The organism is Klebsiella sp. SYXHC3, assembly GCF_057196925.1.
In genome coordinates, this window is sequence record NZ_JBXUNG010000002.1 from 195,286 (window position 1) to 208,716 (window position 13,431).

Annotated in this window: 14 protein-coding genes; 9 read left to right on the forward strand and 5 right to left on the reverse strand. The window is 55.5% G+C overall.

Going from position 1 to position 13,431, the window contains the following annotated elements; all coding sequences use genetic code 11:
- Positions 1 to 8: 8 nt before the first annotated feature.
- Positions 9 to 941: an ADP-glyceromanno-heptose 6-epimerase gene (gene rfaD / locus AC2CGP_RS07950; protein ID WP_015369169.1), complete on the reverse strand. Its 933-nt coding sequence runs from the start codon at positions 939 to 941 to the stop codon at positions 9 to 11.
- Positions 942 to 1,153: 212 nt separating this feature from the next.
- On the opposite strand from rfaD, the gene kbl reads away from it, so the two are divergent.
- From kbl to AC2CGP_RS07970, 4 genes are all read left to right on the forward strand, one after another.
- Positions 1,154 to 2,347 (forward strand): glycine C-acetyltransferase, encoded by a 1,194-nt coding sequence (gene kbl / locus AC2CGP_RS07955; protein WP_015703795.1) that lies wholly within the window; start codon positions 1,154 to 1,156, stop codon positions 2,345 to 2,347.
- Between the two features lie 12 nt (positions 2,348 to 2,359).
- Positions 2,360 to 3,385 (forward strand): L-threonine 3-dehydrogenase, encoded by a 1,026-nt coding sequence (gene tdh / locus AC2CGP_RS07960; protein ID WP_015369171.1) that lies wholly within the window; start codon positions 2,360 to 2,362, stop codon positions 3,383 to 3,385.
- A gap of 175 nt (positions 3,386 to 3,560) precedes the next feature.
- The gene (locus AC2CGP_RS07965; protein ID WP_047079849.1) at positions 3,561 to 4,289 is read left to right on the forward strand and encodes a hypothetical protein; all 729 of its coding nucleotides are present in this window, start codon (positions 3,561 to 3,563) and stop codon (positions 4,287 to 4,289) included.
- A 166-nt stretch (positions 4,290 to 4,455) separates the two neighbouring features.
- Positions 4,456 to 5,247 carry a glycosyltransferase family 2 protein gene (locus AC2CGP_RS07970; RefSeq protein WP_032715316.1) on the forward strand — a complete coding sequence of 264 codons (792 nt, stop codon included), beginning with the start codon at positions 4,456 to 4,458 and terminating at the stop codon, positions 5,245 to 5,247.
- 6 nt (positions 5,248 to 5,253) lie between these two features.
- Here AC2CGP_RS07970 and AC2CGP_RS07975 read toward each other — a convergent pair whose 3' ends face one another.
- The 3 genes from AC2CGP_RS07975 to gpmM are packed head-to-tail and all read right to left on the reverse strand — an operon-like array spanning position 5,254 to position 9,030.
- Positions 5,254 to 6,201: a divergent polysaccharide deacetylase family protein gene (locus AC2CGP_RS07975; protein WP_032713082.1), complete on the reverse strand. Its 948-nt coding sequence runs from the start codon at positions 6,199 to 6,201 to the stop codon at positions 5,254 to 5,256.
- A 3-nt stretch (positions 6,202 to 6,204) separates the two neighbouring features.
- On the reverse strand, positions 6,205 to 7,476 hold the full coding sequence (gene envC, locus AC2CGP_RS07980; RefSeq protein ID WP_032706535.1) for a murein hydrolase activator EnvC: 1,272 nt from the start codon (positions 7,474 to 7,476) through the stop codon (positions 6,205 to 6,207).
- A 9-nt stretch (positions 7,477 to 7,485) separates the two neighbouring features.
- On the reverse strand, positions 7,486 to 9,030 hold the full coding sequence (gene gpmM, locus AC2CGP_RS07985) for a 2,3-bisphosphoglycerate-independent phosphoglycerate mutase (RefSeq protein ID WP_015703792.1): 1,545 nt from the start codon (positions 9,028 to 9,030) through the stop codon (positions 7,486 to 7,488).
- 246 nt (positions 9,031 to 9,276) lie between these two features.
- Here gpmM and AC2CGP_RS07990 point away from each other — a divergent pair, with 246 nt between their 5' ends.
- The 5 genes from AC2CGP_RS07990 (at position 9,277) to cysE (ending at position 12,512) form a co-directional block, all read left to right on the forward strand.
- Complete coding sequence (locus AC2CGP_RS07990; RefSeq protein WP_015369178.1) at positions 9,277 to 9,708, forward strand: rhodanese-like domain-containing protein; 432 nt, start codon at positions 9,277 to 9,279, stop codon at positions 9,706 to 9,708.
- Positions 9,709 to 9,812: 104 nt separating this feature from the next.
- On the forward strand, positions 9,813 to 10,064 hold the full coding sequence (gene grxC, locus AC2CGP_RS07995) for a glutaredoxin 3 (RefSeq protein ID WP_015369179.1): 252 nt from the start codon (positions 9,813 to 9,815) through the stop codon (positions 10,062 to 10,064).
- A gap of 59 nt (positions 10,065 to 10,123) precedes the next feature.
- The gene (gene secB, locus AC2CGP_RS08000) at positions 10,124 to 10,591 is read left to right on the forward strand and encodes a protein-export chaperone SecB (RefSeq protein WP_015369180.1); all 468 of its coding nucleotides are present in this window, start codon (positions 10,124 to 10,126) and stop codon (positions 10,589 to 10,591) included.
- Positions 10,591 to 11,610, forward strand: a complete 1,020-nt coding sequence (gene gpsA, locus AC2CGP_RS08005) for an NAD(P)H-dependent glycerol-3-phosphate dehydrogenase (protein WP_015369181.1) — start codon at positions 10,591 to 10,593, stop codon at positions 11,608 to 11,610. The genes secB and gpsA overlap by 1 nt, the downstream gene beginning before the upstream one ends.
- Before the next feature lie 80 nt (positions 11,611 to 11,690).
- On the forward strand, positions 11,691 to 12,512 hold the full coding sequence (cysE, locus tag AC2CGP_RS08010; RefSeq protein WP_004106845.1) for a serine O-acetyltransferase: 822 nt from the start codon (positions 11,691 to 11,693) through the stop codon (positions 12,510 to 12,512).
- A 364-nt stretch (positions 12,513 to 12,876) separates the two neighbouring features.
- On the opposite strand, the gene trmL is transcribed toward cysE, so the two are convergent.
- Positions 12,877 to 13,350, reverse strand: a complete 474-nt coding sequence (gene trmL, locus AC2CGP_RS08015; protein WP_015703791.1) for a tRNA (uridine(34)/cytosine(34)/5-carboxymethylaminomethyluridine(34)-2'-O)-methyltransferase TrmL — start codon at positions 13,348 to 13,350, stop codon at positions 12,877 to 12,879.
- Positions 13,351 to 13,431 lie beyond the last annotated feature (81 nt).

A 13,431-nucleotide genomic window follows, 5' to 3' on the forward strand; every position in this document is an offset into this window, starting at 1 on the left:
CTTGTTTCTTACGCGTCGCGGTTGAGCCAGGCCATATATTCCGTTACGCCTTCGGCAACGGTTTTGAACGGTTTGTCATAGCCCGCTTTACGCAGGTTAGTCAGATCGGCCTGCGTGAATGCCTGGTAGCGGCCTTTCAGTTTGTCCGGGAACGGGATGTACTCAATGCTGCCTTTCTTATGGTACGCCAGGGTCGCATCGGCGACGGCCTGGAAGGATTCCGCGCGGCCAGTACCGAGGTTGAAGATACCGGAAACGCCATTTTCCCAGAACCACAGGTTTACCGCGGCGACGTCGCCGACATAGACGAAGTCGCGTTTGAATCCATCGCTGCCTTCGAACAGTTTCGGATTTTCGCCATTATTCAACTGGGTATTGAGGTGGAAGGCCACGCTCGCCATGCTGCCTTTGTGGCCTTCGCGCGGCCCGTAGACGTTGAAATAACGGAAGCCGACGATCTGCGAATCCGCTTCCGGCAGGATCTGACGGACGTATTCGTCGAACAGGAATTTTGAATAGCCGTAGACGTTCAGCGGTTTTTCGAATTCGCGGGACTCGATAAAGTCGCTGGTGCGTCCGCCGTAGGTGGCGGCGGAAGAGGCGTACAGGAACGGGATTTCGCGCTCCAGGCAGTAGTGCAGCACCTCTTTGGAGTACTGATAGTTGTTATCCATCACATACTTGCCGTCCCACTCGGTGGTGGAAGAGCAGGCGCCTTCGTGGAATACCGCTTCGACCTCGCCGAACTCTTCGCCAGCCATAATCTGGATCAGAAAATCTTCTTTATCCATGTAGTCAGCGATGTCCAGATCCACCAGGTTTACGAATTTGGTGCCGTCTTTCAGATTGTCTACAACCAGAATATCGGTGATGCCTTTGTCATTCAGGGCTTTAACGATGTTGCTGCCGATAAAGCCTGCGCCGCCGGTTACGATGATCATAACTGTACCTTTGAAGTAGAGGGTCCGGAGACAATCCGGACACGAATACTCATATCATATCACTACATCCGAAAGGCTTCAGCCATTCGCCGAAAAGGTGCTGGCCGCGCGTGATTTATGCTGCAAATAATTCATTCAGACATGCATCATCTCGTATCAACGTATAGCTTTGGGTAATATGTGCCAAATTTTGCCGAATCTGGAGAGTTGCAATGCGTGGTGATTTCTACAAACAGTTAACCAATGACCTGGATACCGCGCGCGCGGAAGGGTTGTTTAAAGAAGAGCGTATCATTACTTCGGCTCAGCAGGCGGACATCACCGTCGGCGACAGCCACGTCATTAACTTCTGCGCCAACAACTATCTGGGCCTGGCGAACCACCCGGAACTGATCGCCGCGGCGAAATCCGGTATGGACAGCCACGGCTTCGGGATGGCCTCGGTGCGTTTCATCTGCGGTACCCAGGACACGCATAAGCAGCTTGAGAAAAAACTGGCGGATTTCCTCGGTATGGAAGACGCGATTCTCTACTCCTCTTGCTTTGATGCCAACGGCGGCCTGTTTGAAACGCTGCTGGGGCCGGAAGACGCTATTATCTCTGATGCGCTGAACCATGCGTCGATCATCGACGGCGTGCGCCTGTGTAAAGCGAAGCGTTTCCGCTATGCCAACAACGATATGCAGGAGCTGGAAGCGCGTCTGAAAGAAGCGCGCGAAGCTGGCGCTCGCCACGTGCTGATCGCCACCGATGGCGTTTTCTCCATGGACGGGGTGATCGCCAACCTGAAAGGCGTCTGCGACCTGGCGGATAAATATGATGCGCTGGTGATGGTCGATGATTCTCACGCCGTGGGCTTTGTCGGCGAAAATGGCCGCGGTTCCCATGAATATTGCGACGTGATGGGCCGCGTCGACATCATCACCGGTACGTTGGGTAAAGCGCTGGGCGGCGCGTCAGGCGGTTACACCGCCGCGCGCAAAGAAGTCGTTGAGTGGCTGCGCCAGCGTTCCCGTCCTTATCTGTTCTCCAACTCCCTGGCGCCGGCCATTGTCGCCGCTTCCATCAAGGTGCTGGAGATGGTGGAAGCGGGCAGCGAACTGCGCGATCGCCTGTGGGCTAACGCGCGCCTGTTCCGCGAAAAAATGACCGCCGCAGGCTTTACCCTCGCAGGCGCCGACCACGCGATCATCCCGGTGATGCTCGGTGAAGCCACCATCGCGCAGGAATTCGCGCGCGAACTGCAGAAAGAAGGTATTTACGTCACCGGTTTCTTCTATCCGGTGGTTCCAAAAGGCCAGGCGCGTATTCGCACCCAGATGTCGGCGGCGCATACCCCTGAACAAATTGAACGTGCGGTGGAAGCCTTTACCCGCATCGGCAAACAACTGGGCGTCATCGCCTAATAAGGGTGTGAGATGAAAGCGTTATCCAAACTGAAAGCGGAAGAAGGCATCTGGATGACCGACGTACCGGAACCGGAAGTCGGCCATAACGATCTGCTGATTAAAATCCGTAAGACCGCGATTTGCGGTACCGACGTGCACATCTATAACTGGGACGAATGGTCGCAGAAAACCATTCCGGTTCCGATGGTGGTGGGGCATGAGTACGTTGGCGAAGTCGTGGGTATCGGTCAGGAAGTTCGCGGCTTTAAGCTTGGCGATCGCGTTTCCGGCGAAGGGCACATCACCTGCGGACATTGCCGCAACTGCCGTGGCGGTCGTACCCATCTGTGCCGTAATACCATCGGCGTCGGGGTAAACCGCCCGGGCTGTTTCGCTGAATATCTGGTGATCCCGGCCTTCAACGCTTTCAAAATCCCGGATAATATCTCCGACGACCTGGCATCCATCTTCGACCCGTTCGGCAACGCTGTGCATACCGCGCTTTCCTTCGACCTGGTCGGTGAAGATGTTCTGGTTTCCGGCGCTGGCCCGATCGGCGTGATGGCCGCGGCGGTGGCGAAACATGTCGGCGCGCGTAACGTGGTGATTACCGATGTTAACGAATATCGTCTGGAGCTGGCGCGTAAAATGGGCGTCACCCGCGCGGTTAACGTCGCTAAAGAGAATCTTAACGACGTGATGGCCGAGCTGGGGATGACCGAAGGCTTCGACGTGGGTCTGGAGATGTCCGGCGCGCCGCCGGCGTTTCGTACCATGCTCGATACCATGAACCACGGTGGACGTATTGCGATGCTGGGTATTCCTCCGTCGGATATGTCTATCGACTGGACCAAGGTCATCTTCAAGGGGCTGTTTATCAAAGGGATTTACGGCCGCGAAATGTTTGAAACCTGGTATAAGATGGCGGCGCTGATCCAGTCTGGCCTCGATCTTTCGCCGATTATCACCCACCGTTTCGGTATTGATGACTTCCAGAAAGGCTTTGACGCGATGCGCTCCGGCCAGTCTGGCAAAGTGGTACTGAGCTGGGATTAAGCGAATTATCGTCAGGATGACGATAATAAGCATTCTTGCTGCCCATGAATCATGGGCAGCTTATCCTTTTCATATATATCGATAATAAAGTTATTGTTATTACTACGGTCACTATTGAACTGGTGTCGGGTTTATTTATATTCTGCCATATCTTCATATAACAAGGATGAGATATATGGCCCTCTCTATTTTTATTAGCCGTCTTTGGCGATTGAAGAATATTATCTTACCGGTGCTACTGCTTTTTATGAGCTTTGGCATTTTGGCTGAACAAAGGCTTGAGCATGGCGTGCTGCAAGCCTACTGGAAAGCGCAATGGAGTGATAATGCTACCATTAATGTTCCTGCCCTCGGATTTCGCTATTATTGGCTTGATGACCAGGGTAACTTAAAAAAAGTTATCCATATTTATATGAAAGGCACGATGAAAGAACAACTGGCGTTTATTCGCCAGAATTTTAGTGAGATCCCGGAGAATTTTATCAGGTTTCGCGAGTGGTATGTTAACCAGTCGGGCAGTCTGTTGGTTAATAATGTCGCGCAGTATGCCGAATGCAACAGTGAGAACTATAGCGCCTTATTGCTTTCTTTTATTCCCTCGCAAGATAAACCATTATCCAATATGGCCGATATGAATGCGCAGATCTCCTGCGGCGGGGACGGACGCTATCCCTGGTTAACGACTTACCATTTACATCATGAATGGAATAAAGATTCTTTTAAAGAGTGGCCAGATGATAATGCGAATAATACATATTCCGTTATGCGTGATGACGTGGTGATTAAAATACGTACTATCAACAAGTTCTGGATCTATGCCGCCCTTTACGATGACAGCAAAACGGATGGTATGAGTGAAAAACGAGGATACATCAGGGTAAGTCATCTGAAACCAGATAATTGATAGCCGAAGAAAAGATGAAAGTGGCTAAAATTTATCGCGAGATAGATTTATTTAGATTTGGATAACATTTCTAAAATAATACGTATCTATCGCACTATTTCTGCATCGATTTTTTACCTATTCGTTTATACAGTTAGTTTACTCTTCGTTTAATCGCATAAACACTATGTTTAAACTCTCAGTATGCTTGCTGACCTGTAATTCGGCCCGCTTATTACGGGAAGTATTGCCGCCGTTGTTGCGGGTGGCAGATGAGTTTATTGTCGTTGATTCCGGCAGTACGGATGAAACGCTACAGATATGTCAGCAGTTTGGCTTAACGGTTCACCATCACCCCTATGCCGCCCACGGCATGCAGATGAACTATGCGACCTCGCTGGCGACTCATGACTGGGTGCTGTGCATGGATAGCGACGAAATCCTCGATGATGAAGTGGTTGCGGCGATTCTGGCGCTTAAGGCGGGAGAGGAGCCGGATCCGAGCTGTGCGTGGCGCTTGCCGCGCTACTGGTTCGTGCTTGGCGAACAGGTGCGGACCATCTATCCCATCTCATCGCCGGATTACCCGGTACGTCTGTTCAACCGTCAGCGGGCCAGTTTTAACCAGCGTCCGGTAGACGATCAGGTGGTCGGCCATCTGACGTCGACCAGGCTGCCGGGCTTTGTCCGCCACGATACCTTCTATTCACTGCATGAAGTGTTTAACAAGCTCAACAGCTATACCACCCGGCTGGTGAAGATGCAGAAGGTCAGGCCGTCGCTCAGCCGCGGGATTATCAGCGCCATCGGTGCGTTTTTTAAGTGGTATTTATTCAGCGGCGCCTGGCGTAGCGGCAAGGTGGGGGCCGTAACCGGTTTGTACGCCACCTTGTACAGCTTCATGAAGTATTTTAAAGCCTGGTATGCCTACAATGGTAAGCAGCAGGGAACCGTGACGGAGAAGCGCACGGATCCCTGATGAAGATTAGTTGGTGGGGCTGTCCCAGCCCTGCCATTTCAGCTGGTAATACTGGACCAGCGCGCTCTGGCTGATGCTTTCGCTGAGGATGCTAAAGAAGCGGCTGGCGTTCACCGGCTCCAGTGGACGCTTCGGTTTGCAGTACTTCACACCGTGGAACGGGTTACGCGGCTTCTGCTGTTGCGGCGCGTTTGGTTGGACGGGCGTGTTCGGCGTCGAGTTGTCGACCTGCGGTTCGTTCAGCAGGCTGCTCGGGCGCACCAGCGTGATATCCGGCGGCAGGTTATAAACCATTTGCTGTAGTACCCGTACCGTTGAAGGGTGTGGGTGACCAATGGCGATTGCCGAACCATTACGCCGCGCCAGCGCGATGGCGCGATTGAACTGAGTGCGGATGTCCGCCTCGTTCTGGGTGTCGTCGAGAAACACTTTGCGTTTAATCACCTTCACGCCTGTACCCTGGGCGGCGCGCATGGCCTGGGTGTTGCCGATGGTCACGCTATCGAGAAAATAGAGATTGTAGCGTTCCAGCGCCTGCATCACCTTCTGCATGCCGAACAGGTTTGAGGTCATGGCGCTACCCATGTGGTTGTTCAGCCCGACGGCGTAAGGCACTTTCCCGTAAGCCTCACGGATAATACGTTCGATCTCATCGCTGCTCATATCCGGGCGCAGCGTGTCTTTTTCCAGCGGTTGCTTGCTGAGCGGCGCCATCGGCAGATGGATCAGCACTTCATGGCCCAGATTATGCGCTTTAGTGGCCATTTCCCGGGCGTGGGGGGCATTCGGCAGTACGGCGACGGAGATGGTGGGCGGCAGCGCCAGCACCTTATTTTCCGTCTGCGGGCGATAGCCGAAATCATCGATAACGATAGAGAGTTTACCGGCAAAAACCGGCGCAGCCATAGCCAGCGAACCGGCTACAGCAAGTGCAATCATGCGAAATTGAAGCAAAACTTATCTTCCCAACCACGGCTGTGGATTGACCGCCTGACCCTGGCGGCGAATTTCGAAATAGAGCGACGGACGACCCTGACCGCCGCTACTGCCTACCAGCGCGATAGCCTGGCCCGCGCGGACCTGGGTACCGACGCTGACCAGCGCGCTTTGGTTATAGCCGTAAAGACTCATGTCGCCTTTGCCGTGTTCAACGACCACCACCAGGCCGTAACCCTGTAGCCAGTCGGCGAGGATCACCCGGCCATCGGCAATGGCTTTGACTTCGGTGCCTTCAGACGCAGCGATAACCATCCCTTTCCAACGTAGTTCACCTTGCAGCTGTTCGCCATAACGATGAAGAATTGTTCCGCGTACCGGCCAGAAAGCCTGCCCGCGCGGCGCGCCGAGGCCGCCGGTTCGCGACATCAGCGAACGTTCGCTTTCGGTTGGTTTATAGGTGGTGCCTTTGCGCGAGGCCTCCTGCTGGCGGTCACGTACCGCCTGGGCATCACGAGCCTCGCGGTCGGCGCGGGCTTTGGCTGCCGCTTCCGCCTGGGCGATGCGGCCGCGCAGGCGCGATTCGTTAGCGCGCAGTTCGCTGAGCTGCTGTTGGCCTTTCTGAATGGAGGATTCGAGGCTGGAGAGCGTCTTTTTACGCTCGTTGCGCGCCTGCTCAAGCTTGGCCTGCTGCGCTTTTTGCTCGTAAACCAGCGTTTGCTGCTGGCTTTGTTTTTCTTCCAGCATCGATTTCTGCACCGCGACTTCTTCGCGCGTCTGCTTGAGCTGGGCGATGGTTTCCTGACGGGCCTGGTTAAAGTAACCAAAATAGGCCTGCAGGCGCTGGTTACGCTGCCCCTCTTCACCACTGAGGATCATCTGCATGCCGGTGTGCGGCCCCTGGCGGAACGCGGCGTCAAGCTGCGCGGCGAGATTCCGTTCCTGGGAGGCGCGCTGGCGCTCCAGCTTAGCGATAGACGCGTTCATATCGTCAATCTGCTTATTGAGCTGGTTGAGGGTATCCTGAGTTTCACGCAGTTTGCGCGCGGCGGCGGAAATGGCCTCTTCCTGCGCTTTTAACTGGGCGAGCAGGGAGGCGCGTTGCTGCTGCTGTTGCTTAATCGCGCGCTGTTTGGCGGCGATATCGGCCTGAATGGATTTCAGCTGGTCGCGGTCATCGGCGTGAGCTGATGCGGCGCACAGCAATACGCCAGCGCTAAGCGCGCTGGCGTAAAGAACGGATCGAACAGCCGTTGCGATCCATGTATTTGAATAAGTCGCCTTTCCCCTCATGGGGAAGGATTATTCCACGATGAACAGCGGCTTGCCAGTCATCTCTTGCGGGATTTCCATTCCCATCAGCGACAGCATGGTTGGCGCGATGTCGGAAAGCTTGCCGCCTTCGGCCACTTTCACCGTTTTGTCGCCAACGTAGATCAGCGGAACCGGCAGGTTAGTATGCGCGGTGTGCGCCTGTCCGGTCGCCGGATCGCGCATCTGTTCGGCGTTGCCGTGGTCGGCGGTGATCAGCAGCTGGCCGCCGACGGATTCAACGGCCGCGGCCACTTGCTCAATGCAGTGATCCAGCGCTTCAACCGCTTTCACGGCGGCTTCCATCACCCCGGTATGGCCTACCATATCGCCGTTCGGGTAGTTGCAGATGATGGTGTCATACTGACCGCCTTTGATGGCCGCAACCAGTTTCTCGGTCAGCTCGGCGGAGCTCATTTCCGGCTGCAGGTCGTAAGTGGCGACCTTCGGCGAGTTAATCAGAATACGGTCTTCGCCTTTGAACGGATTTTCTACCCCGCCGTTAAAGAAGAAGGTCACGTGCGCATATTTCTCGGTTTCGGAGATGCGCAGCTGGGTTTTGTCGTGCTTCGCCATCCACTCGCCGAAAGTGTTCACCAGTGAAGCTGGTGGATAAGCGCAAGCGACTTTGATGTCGGCGGCGTATTCGGTCAGCATCACGAAATCGAGGTTAACCACTTTCTTACGCGCGAAGCCGTCGAAGTCGGCGTTAACGAAGGCGCGGGTGATTTCGCGCGCGCGGTCAGCGCGGAAGTTCATGAAGATCAGCGCGTCGCCGTCTTCCATTGCGGCATCGGCCTGGCCGGCAGCGCGGATAACGGTCGCTTTGACGAACTCGTCGTTTTCGTCACGCGCGTAGGCTGCCTGCAGGCCCGCCACGGCGGTGTCGGCCTGGAATTCGCCTTTGGCCAGCGTCATCAGGTCATAGGCTTGCTCTACGCGATCCCAGCGGTTGTCGCGGTCCATGGCGTAGTAGCGGCCAATGATAGAGGCGATACGGCCTTTGCCAAGCGCAGTGAATTTAGCTTCGAATTTAGCCAGCGTGGCTTCAGCGCTGCGCGGCGGCGTGTCGCGGCCATCGAGGAAAGCGTGCAGATAGATTTTCTCTGCGCCGCGTTCGGCGGCCAGTTCTACCATCGCCATGATGTGGTCTTCGTGGCTGTGAACGCCGCCAGGCGACATCAGGCCCATGATGTGTACCGCTTTACCGGCGGCGACGGCTTTGTCGACCGCGCCGGTCAGCACCGGGTTGGCAAAGAAGGTGCGTTCTTTGATTTCAACGTCCAGACGGGTCAGATCCTGATACACGATACGGCCCGCGCCGAGGTTAACGTGGCCCACTTCGGAGTTACCCATCTGGCGGTCAGGCAGGCCGACTTCCAGACCGGATGCATCAATCAGGGTGTGCGGGCGTTTTGCCCACAGTGCGTCCATTACCGGCGTTTTCGCGCTATAAATGGCGTTATCCTGCTGGTCTTCACGGTAGCCGTAGCCATCCAGAATCACCAGTACCATAGGTTTTTTAGTAACCGACATTGCGACAACCTCATGCTCAAAGACAGAAAATTTGCGTAATTTTACTACAGCTGAATCGATCAAATCACCGTAAAAGATCAAAGAAAGGGAAGGGGTGACGCCACAGTCGATGGCGAAGTCGGTTTTTTTTTCGTGACGGGCCGCAGAAAATACATTACATCGCGCTCACTGGCTGTATTTGCCGCAATGCACAGGTATACTCCTTCCCTGGTTTTTTTATCACTTAGTCGGGAGTTGTAACCCCCCATGCAAGAAATTATGCAATTCATCGGCCGTCACCCGGTCCTGAGCATCGCGTGGATCGCGCTGCTGGGTGCGGTACTGTTCACCACCTTTAAAGGCTTGATGTCAAAAGTTAAAGTCATTACTCGTGGTGAAGCGACGCGTCTTATCAACAAAGAAGAAGCCGTTGTTGTCGACCTGCGTCAGCGTGACGACTTCCGTAAAGGCCATATCGCCGGCGCTATCAATCTGCTGCCTGCCGATATCAAAGCAAATAACGTCGGCGAGTTGGAAAAACACAAAGCACAACCCATTATTGTTGTGGATGGGTCCGGCATGCAGGCGCAAGAACCTGCCAGCCTGCTGAATAAAGCCGGATTCGAAAAAGTCTTTGTACTGAAAGAAGGTATCGCAGGCTGGAGCGGCGAGAACCTTCCGCTGGTACGCGGCAAATAATTTACCCCCGCGTCGTTATGGCGCAGCGGTTCCCCCGATAACCTCTCAGGCGGCGGGGAGCCTCTGCGGCGTAAAATCCCTCGGGGTAAAAACAGGAGTGAGTCATGGCCAATATTGAGATCTATACCAAAGCGACCTGCCCGTTTTGCATCCGCGCTAAAGCGCTGCTGAACAGCAAGGGCGTGACGTTCAACGAACTGCCTATCGATGGCGATGCCGCAAAGCGTGAAGAGATGATCCAGCGCAGCGGCCGGACGACGGTTCCGCAGATTTTTATTGATGCGCAGCACATTGGCGGCTGTGACGACTTGTATGCGCTTGATTCACGTGGTGGACTTGATCCCCTCTTGCGCTAATTTTTACGCTTTCCCCATCCAGGGGCGCGTATTTAAGGACAACACGAAAGGGTTTTACTATGTCAGAACAAAACAGCACCGAAATGACTTTCCAGATTCAGCGCATCTACACCAAAGACGTTTCCTTCGAAGCGCCAAATGCGCCGCAAGTTTTCCAGAAAGATTGGCAGCCGGAAGTTAAACTTGATCTGGATACCGCTTCCAGCCAACTGGCTGAAGGCGTTTATGAAGTGGTGCTGCGTGTCACCGTAACGGCATCGCTGGGCGAAGAAACCGCATTCCTGTGCGAAGTACAGCAGGGCGGTATCTTCTCCATCGACGGCATCGATGGCAACCAGATGGCGCACTGCCTCGGCGCGTACTGCCCGAACATTCTGTTCCCGTACGCTCGCGAGACCGTTACCAGCCTGGTTTCCCGCGGCACCTTCCCGCAACTGAACCTTGCGCCGGTGAACTTTGACGCGCTGTTTATGAACTATCTGCAACAGCAGGCTGGCGAAGGTGCTGAACAACATCAGGATGCCTGATGAACGCGCTTAATGCTGCAATGACTGTGATCGGTGCCGGCTCTTACGGCACCGCTCTTGCCATCACCCTGGCAAGAAATGGCCACGAGGTTGTCCTCTGGGGTCATGACCCGAAACATATCGCGACGCTGCAACACGATCGCTGCAACGCCGCGTTCCTTCCCGATGTGCCCTTCCCGGACACGCTGCGCCTTGAGAGCGATTTAGCGACGGCGCTGGCCGCCAGCCGCGATATCCTCGTGGTGGTGCCGAGCCACGTCTTCGGCCAGGTTCTGCGCCAGATTAAACCGCTGATGCGTTCCGATGCGCGTCTGGTGTGGGCGACGAAAGGTCTGGAGGCCGAAACCGGCCGTCTGCTGCAGGACGTGGCGCGTGAAGCGCTGGGCGATGACATCCCATTAGCGGTCATCTCCGGTCCGACTTTTGCCAAAGAGCTGGCCGCCGGCCTACCGACGGCGATTTCGCTGGCGGCGACGGATCCGCAGTTTGCAGAAGACCTTCAGCGCTTGCTGCACTGCGGTAAAAGCTTCCGCGTCTACATCAACCCGGATTTTATCGGCGTGCAGTTGGGCGGCGCGGTGAAAAACGTTATCGCCATCGGCGCCGGGATGTCTGACGGCATCGGCTTTGGCGCGAATGCCCGTACGGCGTTGATCACCCGTGGGCTGGTGGAAATGTCCCGTCTCGGCGCGGCGCTAGGCGCCGATCCGGAAACCTTCATGGGCATGGCCGGGTTGGGCGACCTGGTACTGACTTGTACCGATAACCAATCGCGAAACCGCCGTTTTGGCATGATGCTCGGACAGGGCATGGACGTGCAAAGCGCGCAGGACAAGATTGGCCAGGTGGTTGAAGGCTATCGCAATACCAAAGAGGTTCGCGTTCTGGCGCAGCGTTTAGGCGTCGAAATGCCAATAACCGAGGAAATTTATCAGGTATTGTATTGCGGAAAAATTGCGCGCGAGGCAGCATTGACCTTATTGGGTCGCGCACGCAAGGACGAACGCAGCGCCAACTAGCCGCAGGGAAAGTCTGTTACCTGTATGACCCGGTCAGCGAAGAACTGACCGGTCATAATTCTTATCGTCTGGAGTATGCAATGCCGTGTGAAGAACTGGATATCGTCTGGAACAATATTAAAGCCGAAGCCCGGGCTTTGGCCGACTGTGAGCCGATGCTCGCCAGTTTTTACCACGCAACGCTACTCAAGCACGAAAATCTGGGCAGCGCCCTGAGCTATATGCTGGCGAATAAGCTGGCCTCGCCGATTATGCCTGCTATCGCTATTCGCGAAGTGGTGGAAGAGGCCTATGCCGCTGACCCGGAGATGATCGCTTCCGCCGCCTGTGATATCCAGGCGGTACGTACCCGTGACCCTGCGGTCGATAAATACTCAACGCCGCTGTTGTACCTGAAAGGCTTCCATGCGCTGCAGGCCTATCGTATCGGCCACTGGCTGTGGAATCAGGGTCGCCGCGCGCTGGCTATTTTCCTGCAGAACCAGGTTTCCGTCTCGTTCCAGGTCGATATTCATCCGGCGGCGAAGATTGGCCGTGGGATCATGCTCGACCACGCCACCGGTATCGTGGTCGGTGAAACGGCGGTGATTGAAGACGACGTATCCATCCTGCAGTCTGTGACCCTCGGCGGTACCGGTAAAACCAGCGGCGACCGTCACCCGAAAATTCGCGAAGGCGTGATGATTGGCGCCGGGGCGAAGATCCTCGGCAATATCGAAGTCGGGCGCGGGGCGAAGATTGGCGCCGGTTCCGTGGTGCTACAACCTGTGCCGCCGCATACCACCGCCGCAGGCGTACCGGCGCGCATCGTCGGCAAGCCGGAGAGCGACAAGCCGGCGATGGATATGGATCAGCATTTTAATGGGATTCACCATACTTTCGAGTACGGCGACGGGATTTGATGTATTGCCATTTGCCGCCGCGAAGCTCAAAAATGTAGATATCAGCTATCACTTTGCAACTGTTTCGCTCCTGGATAAACGGTTGTTCTGTGCTGTTTCCGAGCACATTGCGCTCCCGATATTTCTTCTGCGTTATGTCTTTCATGGCGCAGGGAGCGCACAGAGGGCGGCCAGTCGCCGCCACCCTCTGTACTCCCGGGCTCTGGCCGCCAAAATCGCCACTTCGTGGTACCTTCGACTTATCCCGGAAGGCCTCAGCGATTTTGAGGCCACCAACACCGGCAGTTTCAGGCAGTATTGATGCGGTTGTAGCGCGAGTAGCCCGGATAAGGCGCAGCGCGCCGCAATCCGGGAACCGCTCAGGTTAGCGGCGCAACACGGCGCCGGGGTATCCCAACTGACGCCAGGCTTCATACACCACCACCGACACCGCGTTTGACAGGTTCATGCTGCGGCTGTCCGGCATCATCGGAATACGGATTTTTTGCTCCGCCGGCAGGGCATCGAGGATGCTGGCCGGCAGGCCGCGCGTTTCCGGACCAAACATCAAGAAATCACCATCCTGATAGCTTACCGCGCTGTGGGCGGGCGTGCCTTTAGTCGTGAGGGCGAACAACCGTTGCGGCTTCGCGCTGGCGACAAACGCCGCGTAATCCGCGTGGCGCTGTACGGCGGTGAACTCGTGATAATCCAACCCGGCGCGTCTCAGGCGTTTATCGTCCCAGGTAAAGCCCATCGGCTCAATGATATGTAAATTGAAGCCGGTGTTGGCGCACAGGCGGATGATATTGCCGGTGTTCGGCGGGATTTCTGGTTCGAATAACACGATGTTCAGCATACTGCCCCCTTAATTGCGGGGGGCAGAATAGCAGATATTTGTTGAACCCTCACCCCGACCCTCTCCCAGAGGGAGAAGGAG